This is a genomic window from Chitinophaga alhagiae, assembly GCF_003568665.1.
Lineage (GTDB): Bacteria > Bacteroidota > Bacteroidia > Chitinophagales > Chitinophagaceae > Chitinophaga > Chitinophaga alhagiae.
This window is the reverse complement of the sequence record NZ_QXMH01000001.1, coordinates 1990206-2012983: the sequence shown is the minus strand read 5'-3', so window position 1 is coordinate 2012983 and position 22778 is coordinate 1990206. Positions and strand designations below refer to the sequence as shown.

Genomic DNA, 22778 nt, shown 5'->3' with positions numbered 1-22778 from the left:
AACGCGGAGAAGCTGCTATTCGTCTCGCAAAACCTTCACATGATGTAAATAATTTTCTGCGCCGCCTCACGCATTATTTCTTTACATCATGGCACAAAAAATACCGCTCTGCAGCCTGCTGGTCCTGGCCGGTACCGCTGTGCAGGGCCAGCAGATAACGGGTATTGTTCGCAACCATCAGCAGCAGCCGCTTGCGGCCGCTACGGTGGTGCTTTTGCGTACAGACAGCAGTATTGCCGGCACCGTGCGCAGCAACGTTTCAGGGCTGTTCTCATTTGACGGCGTGGCAGCCGGCCGTTACCTGTTACAGGCCAGCCACCTCGGTTACGGAATTTTTTGCTGCGCGCCGGCCGTATCTCCTTCCGCCCAGAACATCATCATTACCCTGCAGCCGCTTGCGCAGCAGCTGGAAGAAGTAGAAGTGCAGTCACAGCGGCCGCCGCCCGTTGAGCGCCGGCTAGACGGGCTGGTATACAACCCGGCCTCGGATGTTGTAGCCGCCGGCAGCAATGCGCAAGACCTGTTGCAGCGGGTACCTTTCATTACCGTTAACCAGGACGGTGAGGTGCTGCTCCACGGCAACAACGTACGTGTGTTCATCAATAACAAGCCTGCGGAATTTTATTCCACCAATGTGCCTGATCTGCTGCGCCAGCTCACAGCCGCAGATATTGCCCGCATTGAGGTGATCACCCACCCTTCCGCCCGCTACGATGCGGAAGGCGCGTCTGCCGTGCTGCAGATATGGCTGAAACGCAACCGCCTGCGCGGCCTCACCGGCACGCTGAACGCCAACGCGCACCGGCTGGAAACGGGTTACACACTGAAACTGAACTACCGCCTCAGCAAAATATATGGTGCTGCGGAAGTACTCCAGGGCTTCTACAATTCGTACAACAATGAAACGTCTGAACGGCACGGGCTGAATACGTTCGCCAACCGGCAGTATACAGACAACACCTCACGCGGGAGGACCAACTTTTTTACACTCGAGGGGGGCTGGGAGCCGGACAGCACACAATCTCTCGATGTACTGTTACGCCTGGGCATATTCCCCGTGAAACGCCGGAATGAGCTGGAGGCGCAGCAGCTAGAGCAAGGCGATGTCAGCCGCGCCTACAGCCGTACTACCTGGCGGGAAGCACACTACCGCTACTACCTGGCCAGCCTTACGTACACCCGGCGTTTCAGCAGGGACCGGGAGCTGTCTGTTATTGCGGGCGCCAACAACCGCGTTAACCGTAGCGGATACACCATGCAGCAGGTGGAAAACGCACAACAGAACTACAGGGAAAAGAACATAAATGCGGGTTCCAACTATGACCTTATGCTGCAAACAGATTACGTTCATCCCTTTTCTTCTTCCGCCAAACTCGAAACCGGTCTCAAATACATAGCGCGGGCGGTAAATTCAGATTACGAACTGTATGCTTTCAACAACAACACCGGGTATCAGCATGACAGTGCCCGTTCGCAACTTTTTGATTTCCTGCAAAATGTGGCCGCGGTGTATGCCAGCTACGAGCAGGGCCTGGGCAAATGGAAAATAAGGGCGGGGCTGCGGTATGAATACACACAGTTGAAAGCCCAAAGGCAGGCCCATGCCGTAGCCTTGCAGCCTTACGGCACACTGGTGCCCAACCTGCTGGTGTACCGGGATATTTCATCTAAAGTATCCACCACGCTCAGCTACGCCCGGCGTATCAGGCGGCCAGATCCTTACCACCTTACGCCTGCGGCCGATTACAGTGATTCGCTGAATATCACTGAAGGCAACCCGGACCTTGTGCCCGAGTTGCTCCACCATGTGGAAGCAGGTTTTTCCGCCCTCTTTGACAATAACAGTTCATTGAACCTGGCGCTCTATTATGACCATGCGGATAACAGCATACAAAGCACCCGTGTTATGCATGCGAACGGCATCATCTACAACAGCTACGCCAACCTTGCCGGCCAACGTAAAGCAGGGGCATCGCTCAATGCGAACATGAACATAGGTCAGTATTTCAAACTGAATACCAACCTCGTTTATAATTACATGGAGTTCCGCTCATCACATACGTTCACCTACAACTACATGGAAGCATCTGCTACGGCCACCCGGCAGTTGCCAAAAGGTTTTGGGGCAGAAGGCAATATTCGCTACTCCACGCGGTACCCGTTTTTATATGGCTACGTGGGCAACTGGTTAACCTATTACCTGGGTGTAAATAAAAAATTGGCCGATGGGAAATATGCGGTCAGTATTCGTTTTCAGAATTTCCTCAATCCCTACAACGTATCGGAAGGGTTCTTTTTTGGCGAGTCTTATACTGAAAATTTCACCCGCAGGTTCCGGAACCCTTTTGTGAGGGCAGGGTTCAGCTACAAGTTCGGGAAGGCCTACAACAACCGGCCCCAGCGGGAGCGGCGGAATGCGGAGGGTTTGTGACCATCACGGGCGGATCACCACCGGGGTACCTACCTTCACTACTTCGTACAACTCGTTCACGTCTGCGTTCTTCAGGCTCACGCAGCCCAGCGTCCAGTTAATACGCTGGTCTACATAATTGTCACGGATGCCGGAACTGTACTCTACGCCGTGAATGCCAATACCGCCGCCAATGTCTGCCCCTTTGCGAATGAGGCCGCTGCTCTGGCGCTGGTGGAATTTCTGGTAAGATTCATCATTGGGGTAGTTGAGGTGCAGGAAGCGGCTCCAGCGGTTGTCGAACCGCTTGGAAAGGATGCGGAAAGTGCCGTTGGGCGTACGGCGGTCTCCCTGCACAAACTTGTCTGAAATATCGCGGTTGCCAAATACTACCTTGTATATCTTGATGAGCGTTACATCCTCATAGAGATACAAACGGTAGTCGCTTTTATCTATGAGCAAAAAAACCTTGTCTGCATCAATCCGGGAAGGGTTCAGCCTTACGGTGTACAGATCGTTGTAATTGTGCTCAAATGCCAACAGCGGTAATAACAGGATCAAACAGCAATAGCGCCACATGTAACACAGGTGATTTTCGACTAGATAAACGGCGGCGGAAACGTGAATATTGTGTTAAAAAAAGAAAGGAGCGCAATTTATCTGCGCCCCTTTCCCGATATGCTGTTGAATGTTTTTAATACCCGAATATTTCTTCCAGGCTTACCTTCTGCACATCGCCGTATTTCTTCAGATCATCCAGGTTTACCTTTTTCTCGGAAGCCAGGATGCAGTATGAATACGGTTTTCCGGCAATATTCTCCGCATGCAGCTTCTTCACGTCACTGAAGCTGAGCTTGTCTATGCTTTCATACACGCTTTTGCGGATGTCTTCATCCAGCCCCAGCTTTTTTGCACTGAGGTAGCTGAAAATAATACCGTCTTGCGTGATGCGTTCTGTTTCTATATCCTTTTTCATGCTGCTGCGCGCGGTCTCGAACGCTTTTTCGGATTCCGGGATAACGGTGAGCAGCTCGTTCATGCCGGCAATGGCCTCATTCATTTTATCTGCCTGGCTGCCTACGTAAGCCAGTACGGCATAACGGTCTGTTCTTTTATTGGGCGCGGCATAATACGCATAGGTAGAATAAGCCAGTGCTTTGGATTCCCGTATGGTCTGGAATACGATGGAACCCATACCACCGCCAAAATAGTTATTGAAAAGGTTCACCACCGCCGTGCTGGCCGGGTCATACACGTTGCCGTTCCGTACCCAGTTCACTTCCGCCTGCACCATGTCATAGTCTGCAAAATAAACCTTGCTGGCCGTTTGCTGCACTTTCTCAAACTGCTTCCCTTTTTCAACCGGCTTGAAAGCGGCCGGCTGGCGGTGCAGTTGCTGAATGTGTGCAGTAGCGCTTTCCAGCGCTTCGGGACCGTAGTAGATCACCGTATGCTGGTAACCGGGCAGTGAATGCAGCAGGTCTACCAGCTCGGTTGCGGTTATGGCGTTCAGCTCATCGTTGCTCAACTGATTATTAAACGGATTCTGGGGGCCGTATGTTGCATAGGAACGCAGGCCGCTCATGATCTGGCCTTTGTTCAGCTTGCTGTCTGCACGGGCCTTTTGCAGCCTGTTTTTCATGCCGGCCAGCACCTCCTCGTTCGCCTTGCAGTTATTGATCAGGTGATCAAACAGCTCCACCGCCTTGTCAAAATTCTCCTGCAGGCCGGAAATGGAAATGGTGGTTTCTTCCGAGGCTACAGATACGTTGAAGCTGCAGGCAATATTGTAGAATTGCTTGCTGATCTCTTCGGAAGAGTATTTGTCCGTACCCAGGTATTGCAGGTACTGCGCCGCCAGGGATAATTTTTTATTGCCCCAGTTGCCCATATTGAAACGGTAATACAGCCGGAACAGGCCATTGTCTTTATTCTGCACGTACAGCAGGTCTGCGTTACCCACCTTGCCTTTGCGGATGTCTTTATCATAGTCCAGCCACTGTGGTTTTACCGCTGTTTCCGGCATGTCCGCAACGGTTTTCAGGAAAGGGGACTGGGCGTTGCGGTTCACTTCCACAGGGGTAATGGGCGGTTTTTCCACTTTCACAATGTTCTTGTCTTCTCCTTTCCTTTTGTAGAGCAGCACGTAGTTATTAACAAGATATTTATTCGCAAAATCCACAATATCTTTTTTGCTCACCTTGCTCATATCTTCAATATACGCCACATCGTACAGCCAGTTGTTGCCCTTGTGCTTGATGAAGCCGTCCATCAGGCTGTTGGCACGGTTGCCGTTGCTTTCCAGGCCCTGTACCTCATACAGCTTGAAGTTGTTGACAATGGCTGTGATCAGGCCTTCATCAAACTGGCCTTTGCGCAGAATGTCAAGCTGTGCCAGCAGCAGGTCCTTCACCTCGTCCAGCGACTGGCCTTGCCTGGCCCTGCCGCTGAGGGCAAATACGGTATAGTCTTTCCATGGCAGCAAGCTGGCGCCCGCGCCCAGTACTTTCTGCTGCTTGTTCAGGTTCAGGTCCAGCAAACCCGCCTTGCCGTTGGAAAGCACCTGGGATACCACGGTCAGTATCACGGCATTTTTGGTGTCCAGCGCACCCGGCATACGAAAAGCGATGTTCACGTTCTCCGCATCGGGCCCAAACACTTCTTTTACAATAGGGGCTTTAATGGGCGCCTCCACGGGGGCCTTGTATTCATTCACCGCCCGGGACCTCATATAGCTGAACTGTTCGTCTATGCGTTTGATCACATAATCCGGGTCAAAATCTCCCGCAAATACAATGGCCATGTTGTTGGGCACATAATATTCATTATAGAACTGGCGGATGGCCTTCAGCGAGGGGTTTTTCAGGTGTTCCACCGTGCCGATGGTAGACTGCTGGCCGTAGTTATGCGTGGGGAAGAGGGTGGCCAGCATGGTTTCATACATTTTACGGCCATCATTGTCCAGCCCGCGGTTCTTTTCTTCGTACACCGCCTCCAGCTCCGTGTGGAAAATGCGGAACACGGGGTCTTTAAAGCGCTCCGCCTGTACGGCCAGGAACTTGTCTACCGCGGTAGAGGGGATATCTTCTTCATATACGGTTTCCTCCACCCAGGTGTGAGCGTTGGTACCCTGCGCGCCCATGCCGGTCATCATCTTGTCGTACTCATTGGCGATGGCGTATTTGGCGGCCAGGCCAGACACGCTGTCTATCTGCCGGTAAATGGCCTTGCGCCTGTCTGTATCGGTGGTTTGATTGTAGGTATCGTACAGCTGCTCAATATTGTCCAGGTAGGGTTTTTCCCTGGCCCAGTCAAGCGAGCCGTATTGCTGCGTGCCCTTGAACAGGAGGTGCTCCAGGTAGTGGGCCAGGCCCGTATGGTCTTTAGGATCGCTGTTGCTGCCGGCGCGTACACCAACAAGCGTCTGGATACGCGGGTCTTTTTTGTTGACGCTCAGGATAACGGTCAGGCCATTTTTAAGGGTATAAAAGCGGGCCTGCATGGGGTCTCCGGTTACGTAACGGTAAGTATACCCGCCGGAGGTGGCTTCTTTCCAGGCATGTTTGTTTTGAGCGGATGCCGGCAGCCAACCTGCCAGCAAAAGGCATAGAAACAGGTTAATTACTCTCATACAGTTGGTTTAAAATTTTTGTGTTTCCAAATATAAATATGTCCCGGCGATATTCCGGGGGAAACCATGAAATTTTGCAACAGGAGAGGATTAACGGCCGAAATCAGCGATGCAGCAGATTGGTGGCAATAATCCGGGTACTGGCCACGGGTATTTGCGGGGTCACGAAGGAAGAATCCGTTTTGATGTAGAGTACGTGGTAATGGTTGGTTACGTAGAGGTTATGATCCCCCCGGTAAGACTGGAAAAGGCTGTCAGGCATAAACACCAGGGCTTCCGTAGCCTCTGGGGCAGGCAATTTGGGGCTGCTGCCGGGTATGGCCAGGTCTGCGGCGGGCTCATTTGCGCTCAGGGGGCTCGGGCTATCAGGTAGTTTTATTCCGCTTGCATGCATCAACACAATTCCACTCACAACAACAAGAAAAGTTAGGATGGATCGCATACTTCTAATGATTTGTGGTATAGTTTTAAATAGGATAAGAACAGCATGATCTATTACCCGGTGTTCTGGAATTAATACTTTTTGCTATATAAATGTCTGTAAATGTAAGACTAGAATCCGTTAAACCGAAATCCGATTGAAAAAGGGTATTGCTCCAGCCCGTAATCATGCAGGGGCGTAAGGGCAAAATTGCTGAACAGTTTGATAGGCCCATACCCCAGTTCTCCCGTTAGGCCAAAGCGCCATTTGTTCAGGTTAAAGTCATCAGACCGCCGCACTTTGCCCCTTTCTTCACTGATCTGCTTGGTACGCGCTTTCAAAAGGTAACCGCCAGACACGCCCAGGCTAAGCTCAAAGGAGCGGCCGGGCCGGGCCGGGTTGGAATTGAAATTCAGCATCAGCGGAATGGTGAGGTATTGGGCCAGCAGCTTGTTTTTGGAGAACTCCACAGAATCACGGACAATAGTGGTGGGGTACCCCGGTACATAAGAAATGCTGCGGGCGTAGCGGTAGTTATTGATCTCCAGCCCCAGGGCGTAGATCAGGTTGAGCTTATGTTTGTGCAGGTTGAGGCGCTGCATCAACACCCAGATGTTGAAGTTGATAGACTTGCCGGTGATCAGCTTGAACTCTGACGGCGTGAGCGGGGCGCTGGCCATGCGGGGCGCCAGCTTGTTGAGCGCCATGCCGGAATAATCGTAGCTGGGGTCAAATACATCGCCGTAAAACTGGTTAGCGGGAATGTTATTGGCGTACAGGGAGCTCACCATGGCGCCGGAGTAGTTACTCCTGTCCCGGAAGTTATTGAAGCCCACATCCAGCACCAGCCATTTGGTATGGAGGTTCTTTTTGAGCTTCTGCCGGGCATAAGCAGTATCCTGATAAGCCTTGAACACGCTCTTCCCTTCCGCATTTTTCCCTTTCAGGATGATCAGGCCCTTGATCTGGATGGTGTCTATAGCAGCCTGCTGCGCAAAAGCGCCTATAGACAGGAAGACGGCCAGGAAGGTGAGTAAAAATCTTTGCTTCATATTCTTATATGACTATGCCTGTTATTTATTTCTTTTTCTTGAAAACAGCCTGGCCACGTTGGTTACTTTATCAAGCACCTTGCTTTCTATGCCATTGCCGGTTACCGACATGATAAGCTCGCCGGGCGGCGGGGCGGTAGCCAGCGCTACATCCCGTTGCGGCTCTAACGAAGGCGGGCGGTTGGCAACTGCCGGGGCGTTGGTCTCCGGCATTTTTTTCGGGACGGCGGCCAGCTCTGCCGGCGGCTCAGGTTTAGCCCTATGCTCGGTAACTATGCCGGCCAGGGCAACAGGCGGCTGTTGTTGGGCCGTTTCCTTTTCAACAGAGGGGGTGTTTGCGGCCAGCGTAGTTTCCTGCTGCGGGCGTTCGGGTGTTGCTTCCGCGGCGGGGGGCGTTTGCTGCGCCAGCGCCCGGGTGGCTGCACGGTCTGCTGACTGCCGGGCAGCGGGTACCCGCGCCGGGGCGGGATGGGTCACATCCTTACCGGCAGGCGCGGCCTGTGCCAGATCTTTCCCTGCAGATGCGGCGGATTGCCCGGCTGGCCCGGTGGCTACATCCTGGGCGGCAGGCTGCTGCTGTTGTTGCGGCGCATTCTGCTCTCCGGCCTGCGGCGTGGGTGTTACAACGGCCACGGGCGGCTGGTTAACGGGCCTGTCAGTACCTGGCAGCAGGAAAAAGACAGCGCCGGCCACCACGGCTGCGGCTGCCGCCCACCAATAGGCGGGGCGCATACGCCGTACAGTAGTGGTATGGCGGTACAGGGCGGCCTTATGCTCAAAACGGATATTCAGGTCTGGCTGCAGGCGGGTAGCCTTCCAGATCTCCAGCTCTTTCTGCACAGCAGGGTGTGCTGCCGCAAATTGTTCTACGGCCGCAGTTTCTTCCCCGCTCAGCTCACCGTCTATATAACTCAGCAGGAACGGTTCGTAGTTCTGCAGGTTCACGGTGCTGCTGCGGTAGAGGGAGGCCCTGGCGTCAAACACCAGCTCCTTTTCCGGCACCAGCCGTGTAGCCATCAACAGCTCCAGCTCCTGCCGGAGATGCGGATGCGCGTCCAGGAAAGCTTCCAGCGCAGCTATTTCAGCCGCGTTCAGCTCCCCGTCTACATAACTGTAGAGAAACTCCTCGTAGTTCGATATGTGAATGTCTGTTGACATAATTTACTGATTTTGAATACCCTTCCTGTTAAATCACGTTCTCCATCTTGACCAGGTATTCCTTCAGGTGGGCCCTTGCCCTGTGCAGGTAAACCTTCACCTGGGAAGGGTTCAGCTGCATGATCTCCCCTATCTCGTCGTAACTGTACCCTTCATAGTCTTTCAGCAGTATCAGCGACTTCTGTACGTCACTCAGCCTGTTGAGGGCCCTTTCTATCACGCTGCGGGCATTATGCACTTTTTGCTCCGACACCCGCGCCTCTTCTTTAAATTCTTCTACCAGGCTCACTCTTTTCACCTTCCGCACATGATCTATCATATTATGGTAAGCTACCGTAAAAAGGTAGCTTTTGGCCTTCTCAAAAGGCACATCAGTACAATGTTTCCATAATATTTCAAACGCATTCTGTACCACATCCCTGGCATCCTCCGTATGTTCAAGATTTTTGACAATAAACCGGAAGAGATTGTCGCTATACAGATCCACGCATTTGTTGTACTCCTTTTCCGTCATCCGGCGATAGGTGTTTTGAAGTGCTAATTTCCGACATTTTAATGAAAGTAGCTGCTATTGGCCTGTCTGTACAGGGAAACGGCAGCATTTATCACCAGCTCATTGACAATATCTTCGAAGCACGCCTGGTACCCAGGGCCGGGCTACAGGGGCTAAACCCGCAACCGGCCGCCGGTATCACCGGAAAACCGAGCGTACAGTACTTTTTCGTCATTAATCTACCGTCTATGATAATTGTATGACGCAAACCGGCAGATAAATGTTACACATCGGTCAAACTTTTTACAAATAGCCCGGTTCCCGGCCCGGCCCATCCCAATCCTCGATACTTTTAATACCCTAACTTTGTTATATACAGCAAAATACGCCTGACATGAATCAGAACTTCGTTAAACGATTACAAGAGGAGCTGGATGAGATCAAAACCGCCGGCCTGTACAAAAGCGAGCGGATCATCACCTCCGGGCAGGGAGCTGAAATTGAGGTGGGCGGTAAAACCGTGATCAACCTTTGCGCCAATAACTACCTGGGCCTCTCCTCCCACCCCGAGGTAGTGGCCGCCGCCAAAGCAACCATTGATACGCATGGTTATGGCATGAGCAGCGTACGTTTCATATGCGGCACGCAAGACATACACCGGGAGCTGGAAGAGAAAATATCGAAGTTCCTCGGCACGGAAGACACCATTCTTTACGCGGCCGCATTTGACGCCAATGGCGGGGTATTTGAGCCCCTCTTCGGCGAGCAGGACGCCATTATTTCCGATGCCCTCAACCACGCTTCCATTATAGACGGGGTGCGCCTTTGCAAGGCGCAGCGCTTCCGCTATGAACATAACAACATGGCAGACCTGGAGGCAAAGCTGCAGGAAGCGGCCGGCGCCCGCAGCCGCATTATTGTAACAGACGGCTCTTTCAGCATGGACGGCACTATTGCCCAACTGGACAAGATCTGCAACCTGGCAGACCGGTACGATGCCATTGTGATGAGCGATGAAAGCCATTCTTCCGGCTTTCTGGGCAAAACCGGCAGGGGCACGCATGAGTACCGCGGCGTAATGGGGCGGGTAGACATCATCACCGGCACGCTGGGCAAGGCCCTCGGCGGTGCTTCCGGCGGTTTCACCAGCGGCAGCAAGGCTACCATAGACATGCTCCGCCAGCGCAGCCGCCCCTACCTGTTCTCCAATTCCGTGGCGCCCAGCATTGTAGGAGCTTCCATAGCCGTGCTTGACATGCTCAGTGAAACCACCGAGCTGCGTGACAAACTGGAGTTCAATACCCGCTACTTCCGCGAAAAAATGACCGCCGCAGGTTTCGACATCAAACCCGGAGACCATCCCATTGTACCCGTGATGCTCTACGATGCCAAGCTCAGCCAGCAATTTGCAGACAAGCTGCTGCAGGAAGGCATTTACGTGATTGGGTTCTTCTACCCCGTGGTGCCCAAGGGCCAGGCCCGCATCCGCGTGCAGCTCAGCGCCGCGCACAACCAGCACCACCTGGACAAGGCCATTACCGCCTTCACCAAAATAGGCAAGGAGCTGGGCGTGCTCAAAACAACCGCATCCGCATAAACGAAAAATATAATCTGAAAAAGGAGCCGCTTTCCGGAGGGCTCCTTTTTTTATTGCTTACTTTTGCACATCAATTCAAAATATACGCAGATGAAAACGTTAGGTCTGTTGCTGCTGACAGCCACTATCTGGTTCAGCGCCTGTACTCCCAACAATGTGAAAGAAGCCAGGGAATGGGAAAAATATTTTACCAAACACAAGCTGGAAGGCTGCTTCATGCTGTTCAACAACGGTCCCGGCACCTTCAGGGTGTACAATATTGACAGGGCCAAAGAACGTTTCCTTCCCGCATCTACCTTCAAGATTTTCAATTCCCTGGTAGGCCTGCAGACCGGCATTATCAGCGATACCAATATGGTGATCCGCTGGGACAGCGTAACCCGCTCCCGGCCCGAATGGAACCAGGACCTGGCCATGAACCAGGCTTTCCGCCTCTCTTCCGTGCCCTATTTCCAGGAAGTGGCCCGCCGCATTGGCCGGGATACCATGCAGCGCTGGCTGGATTCTGTACAATATGGCAACCATAAGATGGGTAAAATAGACAGCTTCTGGCTTGACAACTCCCTGCAAATATCTCCCGATGAACAATTGGGCCTTGTAAAACAGCTGTATTTCAACCAGTTACCTTTCCAGCGCCGCGTGCAGGAACTGGTGGCAGGGTTGATGATGCAGGAAAACACCACTAAATACAAACTGGCCTATAAAACCGGCTGGGGCGTTGCCGGTAAAAAACAGATAGCCTGGATGGCCGGCTGGATAGAAGAAAACCTGCACCCCAGCTTCTTTGTACTGAATTTTGAAACGGAAGATGCCAGCCTGGACATACCCGCCGTACGGCAGGAGATCATGCGGGCCATATTGACCGAAGAGGGCTTTTTTAAAGGAGAAAAGTAACACCGGCTGTTAAAAAACTGGTAAAACCTTTTGCTGCCTGCTTGTAATACGTTACAAAAAATTTATTTTTGACTGCTACCCCGGCTCAGACCGGGGTGCGCCGTTTTAGCCATGTTAAGATTCCAACACACTGAATACCTCTGGGCCTTTGTGCTGCTGATAGCGCTGGTACTGGCCTTTGCCTGGGTTACCTGGTGGAAACGCCGGTCTATCCGCCGTATGGGAGACCCCGCCATGGTGGAAAAACTTTTTAGCGGCTACTCCCGCCGCCTGTTCACCCTCAAGTTCCTGCTGCTCTTTGTGGCCTTCTTTTTTGGGGTGATAGGCCTCGCCAACCTGCAAAAAGGCAGCCGCGTGGAAAAGATCACCCGGAAAGGGGTAGACGTGATCATTGCGCTGGACGTTAGTAAAAGCATGCTGGCAACAGACGTGAAGCCGGACCGGCTTACCCGCGCCAAACAAGTAGTAACGCGGCTGATGGAAAAACTGGATAACGACCGTGTTGGCCTGGTAGTATTTGCCGGCAATGCCTATCTGCAAATGCCCCTCACCGTAGATTATTCGGCGGCCCGGATGTACCTGGGCAGCATCACGCCAGACCTCATTCCCCGCCAGGGCACGGAAATCAACGAAGCCATCAGGGTGAGTGATGAAGCCTTTAACCGCAAGGAACGCAAACATAAAGCCCTCATTATCATTTCAGACGGGGAAGACCATAATGAAGGAGCCATCTCCGAAGCCAAAAAAGCCCTGGAGAACGGGGTGGTGATCAACACCATCGGTATTGGTTCCCCCACCGGCTCTCCCCTGCCAGACACGGAAAGCGGCGGCGTGAAAAAAGATAAAGACGGCAAGGTAGTGATCTCCAAGCTCAATGAAGACGCCCTCAAATCGCTCGCCGCTACCGGTAAAGGCCTGTACCTGCACCTCATGAACAATACGGACGAAGTGGTGGAATCCCTGTCTGACAAGATCCACAAAATGGAACAGAAAGAGTTTGGCGAAAACGTATTTACGGACTATAACAGCTATTTTCAGTACTTCCTGGCTATTTGCCTGCTGCTGGTACTGCTGGAGTTTTTTGTGCCCGAAGGCAGGAAAAAAACCACAGACGCAGATGCGCTGCCAGGACTTAAAACCGTTAAAGCCTCATGAAGCAACGCATTTTTCCCATAGCCGCCATTTTGCTGCTGTGCTGCACCGCCGGCTCCGCCAGTGCGCAGGAAGGCACCAGCAAACTGATACGCCAGGGCAACTCCCAGTACAAAAAGCAGCAGTATGCCGATGCGGAGGCCAGCTACAAAAAAGCCCTGGAGCGCAACAACCGCTCCGTAGAAGGCAATTACAACCTCGGCAATTCCTTCTATGAACAAAAACGTTTTGATGCCGCCCGCCAGCAATACGCCAATACGGCCAAGCTGAGCCCGCGGAAAGACATAAAGGCTGATGCCAGCTACAATATCGGCAACACCTTTATGGAAGACAAAAAATGGCAGGAAAGCATACAGAACTATAAAACCGCACTGAAGGCCAACCCGGCAGACGAGCAGGCGCGCTATAATCTGGCCTATGCACAGGCCATGCTGAAAAAGCAGCAGCAGCAGAACAGCGGCGGAGATGATAACAAGAAGAACAAGGATAAAAAAGATAAAAAGGACAAACAAGACCAGCAGGATAAGCAGAACCAGCAAGACAAAAAAGACGGCGATCAGCAGCAGGACCAGCAACAGAAAGACCAGGATAAAGAACAACAGCAACAACCGCAGCCCAAACCCAGCAAGCTGTCTCAAGACGAGGCCAAACGCCTGCTGCAGGCACTGGCCCAGCAAGAGAAAAAACTGCAGGAAGACAAGATGAAAAAGGTGAAAGCTACTCCGGGCATGGTGGAAAAAGACTGGTAAACCTCTCTACAAACATAAAGCCGCCTGTTCAGTCATACAGGCGGCCTTTCCTAACTTTTCTTACTTTTTCTTACTTTCCTTTCCTAACTCCTAACTAAAAACGCGTCTGTTAAACGCGTCAAAAACATGGTTTCCGTTTAAACGAAGTGTAAAATTAACACCCATTTGCTGCTCCCGTTTGGACAAAGGGACGAATAACTGGTATTATTTGAACATTGTTTCTCTGAACTCTTGCGGGGAAGCGGCGGCGTGGTGGCGGAAAAACCGGCTGAAATAGGCCGGGTCTTCAAACCCCAGTTCATAACAGATCTCCTTTACGCTGCGGTGGCTGAAAGCCAGTTGCCGCTTGGCCTCCAGCACCAGCCGGTCATGCACCATATCCGTTACCGTTTTGCCAATGGCATCCCGTGTAATTTCATTCAGCCGCTTGGGCGTGAGGGCAAAGTGCGCTGCATAAAAAGCAGCCTGGTGCTCTTTGCGGAAATGTATTTCCACCAGGCGCCTCAGCTGGATAATACGCGCGTCATGATTGAGAAAATCCGGGGAATTGGCCGCATTATGTTTCTTTTCCCGCTCCGCCAGCAGCAAAAAAGCATTGAGGTAATGTTTGATAACGCTGCTGCCGCTGCTTTCAAACTGGGCCGCCAGCTCCTGCTTCATCAGCCGGATAATGAGGGCAAAACTGTCTGCCGCGGCAAGGCTGACCCGTATAGGCGCATACTCCTGGGAATCGTCAAACAGGGTGGTAAAATCGTACAGGGTTTCCCGGTCGTGTTTATTGGTGAAGTAGAATTTTTCTGTAAAAGTGATACTGAAACCGAAAAAGCCCTTCTTGGGCAACTGGTGTACCTGGCCCGGCCTGAGCAGGAAAATGCTGTTGTCCGTCATCTGGTAGGTTACAAAATCTACAATATGCTCCCCTTTAGCCCTGGTAAACCACAGTATCTGGAAATCGTGGTGGCGGTGGGGCAGGCCTGCCAACTCCGTATCAAAGTTTTCTACTTCGAATACGCTGAACTGGCCGTTCAAGGGTAGTTGCTGATAGGGTATGGTATCCACGGTTCAGTTATAAAATAATTACATATAGTTCGGTTACAAACAAACTGTTACGCATAAAGCTAGGCAATAAAAAGCCAGCTTCGGTTACCGTTCATATAAAATATCAAAATCAGATAAAGAGCGAACGCGGATTTATTTCCTAATTTTGTTTTTACATCTATATAAAAAAATTCATGCAATTCTATTGCCCTTCGCTGACTGAATATAAACGCCTGGCCACTCTGGAGGTAAAAGTGGGAGACCTGACCATTGGTAATTTTGACCCAGTGCGCATTCAAACCATGACCACTACAGACACGATGGACACGGCCGGCACAGTGGCCCAGGCCATCCGCTGTATAGAGGCCGGCGCAGAACTGGTGCGCATAACCGCGCCCAGCAAAAACGAAGCGGAGAACCTGCTGCCCATCAAAAACGAACTGCACCGCAGGGGCTACACCACCCCGCTGGTGGCGGATATCCACTTTACCCCCAACGCCGCGGAAGTAGCCGCCCGTATTGTTGAAAAAGTAAGGATCAACCCCGGCAACTATATTGATAAAAAGAAATTCGAATTACTGGAATATACCGACGCGGAATACCAGGAAGAGATTGACCGCATCCGGGACCGCTTTACCCCGCTGGTCAAAATCTGCAAGGAATATGGTACCGCCATGCGCATTGGCACCAACCATGGCTCCCTGAGCGACCGTATTATGAGCCGTTATGGAGACACGCCCATGGGCATGGTGGAAAGCGCCATGGAATTTTTGAGGGTGGCGGAAGACCTGCAGTTCCGGAACATTGTGCTAAGCATGAAATCCAGCAACCCGCAGGTAATGGTGCAGGCCTACCGCCTGCTGGTCAATACCATGCAACAGGAGCTGGGCCACTGCTACCCCCTGCACCTCGGCGTAACTGAAGCCGGAGATGGGGAAGATGGCCGCATCAAATCCGCCATAGGCATTGGCACACTGCTGGAAGACGGTGTGGGCGATACCATCCGCGTATCTCTTACGGAAGACCCCGAGTTTGAGCTGCCGGTATGCCGTGACATTGTGAAACGCTATACCCACCGCATTTCCCACCCGCCTGTTCTGCCCATGCCGGAATCAGACAAACTGCCTTACACGCCTTTTGACTACAAACGCCGTGAAACAGTGCCTTTGAACAACATTGGCGGCAAACAGGTGCCCGCCGTGGTGGCAGATTTCAGCCACCTGCCCGTAATAGGGCATCAGGACCTGCAGGCCATCGGGTACAGTTACGATGCGGCCACGGACAAGTGGAATATTGGCGATGCGGCGGCTGACTACATCTTTACCGGCAACCACCTGCTGAACTTTGCCCTGCCGGGCACGCTGCGGGTAATAGTGCAGTACCATACCTGGCTGCATACGGAAGACCAGGAAAAATACCATCCTTATTTTGACATAGCCGGCTACCTGGCCGCGGCAGAACAAGGCCGTACCAGCCCGCACCTCAATTTTGTAGCCGCCAATGCGGACGAGCTGGGCACGCCCGGCTTCAATGCCTTCCTGGAAGCGTTGGCGGCGGGCAGCCCCGTTGTGCCGGTCGTGTACTCCAACTCCCCTCACGCCATGGCCGCTGTAAGAAGGGCGCTGGCGGAGCTGATGGTGCAGCGCCTCACCCAGGCGGTGATACTCCGCTGCAACAGCACTGCGCAACATACCGCTGATGAAGGCCTGGTACACTTTGCCATTGAAACCGGCGCCCTGCTGCTGGACGGTTTCGGGGATGGCCTCTGGTTAGCTGGCTCCGAAAATCCCGGGCACCTGAACAACGTGGCCTTTGGTATTCTGCAAGCCACCCGCACCCGCATTTCCAAAACAGAATATATCTCCTGCCCTTCCTGCGGCCGCACCCTGTTTGACCTGCAGGAAACCACGGCCCGCATACGCGCGGTCACCAACCACCTGAAAGGGGTCAAAATTGCCATTATGGGCTGTATCGTAAACGGCCCGGGCGAAATGGCCGATGCCGATTTCGGGTATGTAGGCAGCGGTGTGGGGAAAATTACCCTCTACCGCGGCAAGGAAGTGGTGAAAAGAGGCCTCAGCAGCGATGTGGCCGTTACCGAGCTCATCAACCTCATCCGCGACAACGGCATGTGGGTAGACGCCAGGTAGTTAACCGCCCGGCACAACAAAGGCGCCACGGAGGCGCCTTTGTCAAAACGTAACTAGGGGGTTAACTTAACAGTGTGTACCTTAACTTTTGTGACTCGAATTGTTTTTTGGGGTTAAATGCATTTCTTAAGCATAACACAAATGTACTACCCACCAGAGGGTATATCAAGCGTAGTTTTACGCAACTTTCCACGTGGTTTCCCTGTAAATCAATGGCCTGTTTTGAACAATTGTTCCTCTTTGGTATTATGCTTGTGACACATACACTAAAAAGGACCATCATGAAATATCAAACTGCCGTTATCTGCTGCGCCTTGCTGATGGCCGCCTGTGGCCCCAATACTTCCCGCACTTCTTTTAACAGTGAAGAGCAGCCGGATTCTGCCGGGAACATGACCTCCATTGAGGTAAAACCATTGCAGGGATATTTTGTAAAAAACACGGTGGTGCAAGGGGATAGTGTTACCTGCTGGGTGATCAATTCCCCTCAACAGCAGGATAGCATACTGGCCCCGGCCAAAACCATGACCAATACAATAGATACGCTTGATTTTGCCAACAACATCATTACCGCTGTGGTGCTGCGGCCCTCCGAGCTTACGCAAGACATTCAGCTCTCTTCCGGTATGGTTACGGAAAACGAGGTGCATCTGCATTTTGCCATACGGGCAGATACGCCCAAGCGCACGTTTACCGCTGCCGCCCTCTGGATGGGCGCGGTGCCCAGGAAGCCGGGCATCAGGACCATTAAATTTTACAGCGGCGATCAACTGATCAGGAGCGTGCCGGTAACGGAATAACAAACCCTTATAAAAAAAGGGCCTACCCTGTGGTACGCCCTTTTCAACTATTCAATCAGGTTACATATCATACTCCAGGTTGGGGCGAAGCCATCTTTCAGCTTCTTCCAGCGTCCAGCCTTTTCTTTGGGCATAATCTTCCGCCTGGTCTTTTTCTATTTTACCCAGGCCAAAGTATTTTGCCTGCGGGTTGGCAAAATACCACCCGCTTACACTGGCCGCCGGGTACATGGCCAGCGATTCCGTAAGCGTAATGCCGGTAGACGCTGTAGCGTTCAGCAGATCAAACAGCTTGTACTTTTCGGTATGCTCCGGGCAGGCGGGATAGCCGGGCGCCGGGCGTATTCCCAAATATTCTTCCTTGATCAACTGGTCATTGCTGAGATGCTCGTCTGTAGCATATGCCCAGAACTCCTTCCGCACCCGCTCGTGCAACAGTTCCGTAAAAGCTTCTGCCAGGCGGTCTGCCAGGGCTTTGAGCATAATGCTGCTATAATCATCGTGGTCTTTTCTGAATTTTTCCAGCCACTGCTCTATGCCTTCGCCCGCAGTAACGGCAAACCCGCCAATGTAGTCCTGCTTGCCGAAAGTGGCCGGGGCAATAAAGTCTGACAGGCAGATGTTGGGCTGGCCGGGCGCTTTTTTGACCTGCTGCCGCAAAAACTCCAGGGGCACCTCCGCGCCGTCAGGAGCGGTAACGGTAACAGTGTCCATGCCGTTAGACGTGGCGGGGAACATCCCTATTACCGCACGGGCGCGTAGCCATTTTTCATCAATAATGCGCTTCAACATGGCCTGTGCGTCGTTGTAAAGGCGGGTAGCCTCTTTGCCTACCACCTCATCGCTCAATATCTGCGGGAATTTGCCGTGCAGCTCCCAGGCAATGAAGAAAGGTTGCCAGTCTATGTACTCCGCAATTTCACCCAGGTCGTAGTTGTCAAATACGTGTGTACCCGGCTGTTTGGGTTTTACAGGCTGAAACGTCTCCCAGTTGACGGGCACTTTGTTTTGCCGCGCGTCTGCCAGGCGGAGATACTGCTTTACGGGTTTCTTATTCCGGAAGGCCTCATTCAGCTTCACATACTCATCTTTTACGCCTGCCAGGAAGTTCTTATGCAGGGCCTTGTTCAGCAGGCTACCGGTAACGGTTACACTGCGCGATGCGTCCAGCACATGCACTACACCATTTTCATACTCCGGCGCAATTTTAACGGCGGTATGCGTACGGGAAGTAGTGGCGCCGCCTATGAGCAGGGGGATATCAAATTGCTGCCGTTTCATTTCGCGGGCTATGTGCACCATTTCATCGAGGCTGGGGGTAATGAGGCCGCTGAGACCTATTACGTCTACCTCGTGCTCACGGGCCGCCTGCAATATTTTTTCTGCGGGTACCATTACGCCCAGGTCAATAATATCATACCCGTTACAACCCAGCACCACGCCTACAATATTTTTGCCGATATCGTGCACATCTCCCTTCACGGTGGCCAGCAGGATCTTACCGGCAGATTTTATTTCCCCGCCGTTTTGCGCTACCAGCAGCTTTTTTTCTTCTTCAATATAAGGTGTGAGAATGGCTACGGACTTTTTCATCACCCTGGCGCTTTTCACTACCTGGGGGAGGAACATTTTACCGCTGCCAAAAAGATCGCCCACTATGTTCATCCCGGCCATGAGCGGGCCTTCAATCACTTCCAGCGGCCGGGGGTACTTCTGGCGCGCTTCTTCAGTATCTCCATCAATATAATCCGTGATACCGTTCACCAGCGCATGGCTCAACCTTTCTTCCACGGTGCCTTTGCGCCAGGCTTCATCCTTTTCCACCGTTTTCCCTTTTGCCTTTACCGTTTCGGCAAAGTTTACCAGGCGCTCCGTGGCGTCTGGCCTGCGGTTGAGAACAGCGTCTTCACAAAGCTCACGAAGTTGCGGCTCTATTTCGTCATAGATCTGGATCATGCCGGCATTTACAATGCCCATGTCCAGCCCTGCCTTGATGGCATGCAACAGGAACACGGAGTGCATTGCTTCCCGCACCACATCGTTACCGCGGAAAGAGAAAGACACGTTACTGACCCCGCCGCTGATCTTTACCAGCGGCATGAGCTGCTTGATCTGGCGGCAGGCCTCAATGAACTCTACCGCGTAGTTGTTGTGCTCTTCAATGCCGGTGGCGATGGCAAAAATGTTCGGGTCAAATATGATATCCTGCGGGTCGAAACCTACTTTTTCCGTCAGTATTTTATATGCCCGGTGGCAGAAGCTCACCCGTTTTTCCAACGTATCTGCCTGGCCGGTTTCATCAAAGGCCATTACCACCACGGATGCGCCGAAGCTCTGGCAGATGACGGCATGTTCTATGAATTTCTCCTCTCCTTCCTTGAGGCTGATAGAGTTGACGATACACTTGCCCTGCAGACATTTGAGACCCGCTTCGATCACGCTGAACTTGCTGGAGTCTATCATCACGGGTATACGGGAAATGTCTGGCTCGGAAGCAAGCAGGTTGAGGAAGGTGGTCATGGCCTTTTCGCCGTCCAGCAGCGCATCGTCCATATTCACGTCCAGTACCTGTGCGCCGCTCTCCACCTGCTGGCGGGCTACGGAAAGCGCTTCTTCGTACAGTCCTTCGCGTACAAGCCTTGCAAACTTTTTGGACCCCGTAACGTTGGTACGTTCTCCTACGTTGATAAAGTTGGTCTCCGGCCTTACCACCAGCGGCTCAAGACCGCTCAGCCTGAGGTAAGGCTTAATGATGTTGGTAGTGTTCATGCTGTGTGACTCCTGTGGTTCTTATGCCAGTGCGGTTTCCACCACCGGTAAGGGACGCGGGGCGATGGATTTCACATGATCGGCAATGTGGCGGATGTGGTCCGGCGTGGTACCACAGCAGCCGCCAACAATGTTTACAAAACCCTCTCGGGCAAAATCTTCAAGAATGTGCGCTGTCTCGTGGGGTTGCTCATCATATTCTCCGAATGTGTTGGGCAGGCCCGCATTGGGGTAACAGCTCACGTAACAGTTGGCTATTTGTGACAGCTCTTCTATGTAAGGCCGCATCTGGTTGCCGCCCAGCGCGCAGTTCAGGCCTATGGAAAAAGGCTTGGCGTGCATTACTGAAATGTAAAAGGCCTCCAGCGTCTGGCCGCTCAGGGTCCTGCCCGAAGCGTCCGTAATAGTGCCGGATATCATAACAGGCAATTCAGGTTTGCCCGTATCGCGGAAGTATTTCTTAATGGCAAAAATGGCGCCCTTGCAGTTCAGCGTATCAAAAATGGTCTCGATCAGCAGGATGTCTGCACCTGCTTCCGCCAGGGCTTTTACCTGGTCATAATAAGCAGCCACCACCTCATCGAACGTAACAGAGCGGAAGCCAGGATTATTCACGTCTGGCGAAATAGACAGGGTTTTGTTGAGCGGGCCAATGGCGCCGGCTACAAACCGCGGCTTTTCAGGGTTGCGGCGGGTATAGTCATCTGCCGCCTTGCAGGCTATTTTTACCGAAGCCGTATTCATTTCATTAGCCAGCTCCTGCATGTCATAGTCTGCCTGCGCAATAACCGTGCTGCTGAAAGTATTGGTCTCAATAATATCCGCCCCGGCCTCCAGGTACTCCCGGTGAATGGCTTCAATTATATCCGGCTGGGTGATAGACAACAGATCGCTGTTGCCTTTCACATCTGTATGATAGTTTTTGAAACGTTCTCCTCTGTAATCGGATTCCTGGAGTTTGTAGCGCTGGATCATGGTGCCCATAGCACCGTCAATTATCAGGATGCGCTCACCGGCGCACTGTTGTAATGATTTCATGGCAATAACGTTTATTAGTTACGGTTTACAATGAAACCCGGGGCCGAACAATAAACAAATCTACCCTCGGGCATTTGCAAAGATAGAAAAGTCCTTACTAATAAACTAAAAGCCTTTATTTATGCCGGGGACATTCCTCGCAGTTTTATAATTATCTTATTATCAATTCGTTATAATAAATCTCAAAAAAATCCACAGAATTATTTGCAATTACTCTACAAATCCTATTATATTTGTAGAGTATTACAACAAAGTCAAAACCAAAAACCAACCGTTTAACTTTTTATAACTATGCTTTTAAAGGAGATGCACCCGGACCCGGATAACCAGCAGCCCGCTTTTTCCTACCACCATGGCGCTGCCGCCGGATGTTATTGTATGTGTAGCTGACTTTCTTCACTTGCCAGACAAACACATTTACACTCACCGGAAAATGAAAGAACATGAACATCAGGGATGACATTGGACAATTGAGCCTTCGACTGGCCAAACTGGGCCTTCAGGCGGTAAACATGGAGAACTCACTGGCTGACGATACGTTCAGGGTGGTCTACATTAATAAGAACGCCGGCAAGCGCAGCATCTTCTCCAAGGGAAAGAATAAAAAAACTTCCTCATAGCTGTAGTTGACATAATGCAACAATTGCGTATTCATAACGTGGAATAGTTACCAGAGACAGGTGTTTTCGAACACCTGTATTTTTTTATGCCATAACTGCTCACATTTCTGCTTTTCACTTGTCTGCGTAAGCCAGGCTGCACACGCTCACCATTACGCCTTCCGCCTGCTGAACGGTTCGGGCACAGGCTTCTATGGTAGCGCCGGTGGTCAGCACGTCATCTACCAGCAACACATGCTGGCCCATTACTTCCTGCGGCCGCTCCAGCGTAAAGGCGGTGGCCACGTTTTCCCATCTTTCAGGGCGTGCCTGCCGCGTTTGTGTAGTAACGGCGGCGGCCCGGGCAAGCGCCTGCGGCAACACGGGGTTACCGAGTACCCCCGCAATGCCTGCTGCCAGCAACGCGGCCTGATTGTAACCGCGGTGCCGTTGTTTCACCAGGTTCAGCGGTACGGGCACTATGCGGGTGATGTGCTGCCACCAGTTACTTTGCTGCAATTGCAGGCCCAATTGCCTGCCCAGGTACAGGGCAATATCTTTCCGGCCGCGGTATTTGAACTGGTGTACCAGCCGCTGCAGGGGCGCGTGGCGGCCAAAGTAATACCCCGCGGTGGCGTGCTGCAGGCGTACGCGGCCCCAGAATATTCTTTCAACAGGGTTTTGAGGCAGGAGCTGGAAACCGGTAGCCGGCAAGCGGCTGGCGCAGCGGAGGCAGAGCACTTCTTCCCGGCGGGTGAGGTCTTGCCCGCAACACTCGCAGGTGCGCGGGTACAGGAGGTGTAACAATGGATGCAGCATGTGTTGGT

At 52.3% G+C, this 22778-nt stretch carries 19 protein-coding genes; 9 read left to right on the top strand and 10 right to left on the bottom strand.

Features of this window, described 5'->3' with window-relative positions; all coding sequences use genetic code 11:
- The first annotated feature begins 88 nt into the window (after nt 1–88).
- Nucleotides 89–2431 (top strand): TonB-dependent receptor domain-containing protein, encoded by a 2343-nt coding sequence (locus D3A97_RS08180; protein ID WP_119077883.1) that lies wholly within the window; start codon nt 89–91, stop codon nt 2429–2431.
- Nucleotides 2432–2434: 3 nt separating this feature from the next.
- Here D3A97_RS08180 and D3A97_RS08175 read toward each other — a convergent pair whose 3' ends face one another.
- From D3A97_RS08175 to D3A97_RS08150, 6 genes are all read right to left on the bottom strand, one after another.
- A complete protein-coding gene (locus tag D3A97_RS08175; RefSeq protein WP_119077882.1) occupies nt 2435–2989 on the bottom strand; it encodes a L,D-transpeptidase family protein in 555 nt (184 codons plus the stop codon).
- A gap of 115 nt (nt 2990–3104) precedes the next feature.
- Nucleotides 3105–6041 (bottom strand): M16 family metallopeptidase, encoded by a 2937-nt coding sequence (locus D3A97_RS08170; RefSeq protein ID WP_119077881.1) that lies wholly within the window; start codon nt 6039–6041, stop codon nt 3105–3107.
- Nucleotides 6042–6144: 103 nt separating this feature from the next.
- Nucleotides 6145–6483, bottom strand: coding sequence for a hypothetical protein (locus D3A97_RS08165; protein ID WP_157986416.1), 339 nt, complete (start codon nt 6481–6483; stop codon nt 6145–6147).
- A gap of 110 nt (nt 6484–6593) precedes the next feature.
- Nucleotides 6594–7514, bottom strand: a complete 921-nt coding sequence (locus tag D3A97_RS08160) for an outer membrane beta-barrel protein (RefSeq protein ID WP_119077879.1) — start codon at nt 7512–7514, stop codon at nt 6594–6596.
- Nucleotides 7515–7535: 21 nt separating this feature from the next.
- Nucleotides 7536–8672 carry an anti-sigma factor family protein gene (locus D3A97_RS08155; RefSeq protein WP_119077878.1) on the bottom strand — a complete coding sequence of 379 codons (1137 nt, stop codon included), beginning with the start codon at nt 8670–8672 and terminating at the stop codon, nt 7536–7538.
- 28 nt (nt 8673–8700) lie between these two features.
- Nucleotides 8701–9186 carry an RNA polymerase sigma factor gene (locus D3A97_RS08150; protein ID WP_119077877.1) on the bottom strand — a complete coding sequence of 162 codons (486 nt, stop codon included), beginning with the start codon at nt 9184–9186 and terminating at the stop codon, nt 8701–8703.
- Nucleotides 9187–9227: 41 nt separating this feature from the next.
- On the opposite strand from D3A97_RS08150, the gene D3A97_RS25025 reads away from it, so the two are divergent.
- The 5 genes from D3A97_RS25025 (at nt 9228) to D3A97_RS08125 (ending at nt 13557) form a co-directional block, all read left to right on the top strand.
- Nucleotides 9228–9428, top strand: a complete 201-nt coding sequence (locus D3A97_RS25025; protein WP_119077876.1) for a hypothetical protein — start codon at nt 9228–9230, stop codon at nt 9426–9428.
- Nucleotides 9429–9559: 131 nt separating this feature from the next.
- Nucleotides 9560–10762 carry a glycine C-acetyltransferase gene (kbl, locus tag D3A97_RS08140; RefSeq protein WP_119077875.1) on the top strand — a complete coding sequence of 401 codons (1203 nt, stop codon included), beginning with the start codon at nt 9560–9562 and terminating at the stop codon, nt 10760–10762.
- Between the two features lie 90 nt (nt 10763–10852).
- Nucleotides 10853–11656 (top strand): class D beta-lactamase, encoded by an 804-nt coding sequence (blaOXA, locus tag D3A97_RS08135; protein WP_119078483.1) that lies wholly within the window; start codon nt 10853–10855, stop codon nt 11654–11656.
- 111 nt (nt 11657–11767) lie between these two features.
- Complete coding sequence (locus tag D3A97_RS08130; RefSeq protein WP_119077874.1) at nt 11768–12811, top strand: VWA domain-containing protein; 1044 nt, start codon at nt 11768–11770, stop codon at nt 12809–12811.
- Entirely contained in the window at nt 12808–13557 is a 750-nt protein-coding gene (locus D3A97_RS08125; protein ID WP_119077873.1) for a tetratricopeptide repeat protein, read from the top strand. The genes D3A97_RS08130 and D3A97_RS08125 overlap by 4 nt, the downstream gene beginning before the upstream one ends.
- Nucleotides 13558–13761: 204 nt before the next feature.
- Here the strand turns inward: D3A97_RS08125 and D3A97_RS08120 are convergent, their stop codons facing one another.
- Nucleotides 13762–14616, bottom strand: a complete 855-nt coding sequence (locus tag D3A97_RS08120; RefSeq protein WP_119077872.1) for a helix-turn-helix domain-containing protein — start codon at nt 14614–14616, stop codon at nt 13762–13764.
- 173 nt (nt 14617–14789) lie between these two features.
- On the opposite strand from D3A97_RS08120, the gene ispG reads away from it, so the two are divergent.
- Nucleotides 14790–16745 (top strand): (E)-4-hydroxy-3-methylbut-2-enyl-diphosphate synthase, encoded by a 1956-nt coding sequence (ispG, locus tag D3A97_RS08115; RefSeq protein ID WP_119077871.1) that lies wholly within the window; start codon nt 14790–14792, stop codon nt 16743–16745.
- A 281-nt stretch (nt 16746–17026) separates the two neighbouring features.
- Nucleotides 17027–17545, top strand: coding sequence for a hypothetical protein (locus D3A97_RS08110; protein ID WP_119077870.1), 519 nt, complete (start codon nt 17027–17029; stop codon nt 17543–17545).
- A 60-nt stretch (nt 17546–17605) separates the two neighbouring features.
- On the opposite strand, the gene metH is transcribed toward D3A97_RS08110, so the two are convergent.
- Both metH and D3A97_RS25420 read right to left on the bottom strand, forming a co-directional pair.
- Nucleotides 17606–20314, bottom strand: coding sequence for a methionine synthase (metH, locus tag D3A97_RS08105; protein WP_119077869.1), 2709 nt, complete (start codon nt 20312–20314; stop codon nt 17606–17608).
- A 21-nt stretch (nt 20315–20335) separates the two neighbouring features.
- Nucleotides 20336–21352 carry a homocysteine S-methyltransferase family protein gene (locus D3A97_RS25420; protein WP_119077868.1) on the bottom strand — a complete coding sequence of 339 codons (1017 nt, stop codon included), beginning with the start codon at nt 21350–21352 and terminating at the stop codon, nt 20336–20338.
- 443 nt (nt 21353–21795) lie between these two features.
- Here D3A97_RS25420 and D3A97_RS24795 point away from each other — a divergent pair, with 443 nt between their 5' ends.
- Nucleotides 21796–21972 carry a hypothetical protein gene (locus D3A97_RS24795; RefSeq protein ID WP_157986415.1) on the top strand — a complete coding sequence of 59 codons (177 nt, stop codon included), beginning with the start codon at nt 21796–21798 and terminating at the stop codon, nt 21970–21972.
- 114 nt (nt 21973–22086) lie between these two features.
- On the opposite strand, the gene D3A97_RS08095 is transcribed toward D3A97_RS24795, so the two are convergent.
- Nucleotides 22087–22770 carry a ComF family protein gene (locus D3A97_RS08095; RefSeq protein WP_119077867.1) on the bottom strand — a complete coding sequence of 228 codons (684 nt, stop codon included), beginning with the start codon at nt 22768–22770 and terminating at the stop codon, nt 22087–22089.
- Nucleotides 22771–22778 lie beyond the last annotated feature (8 nt).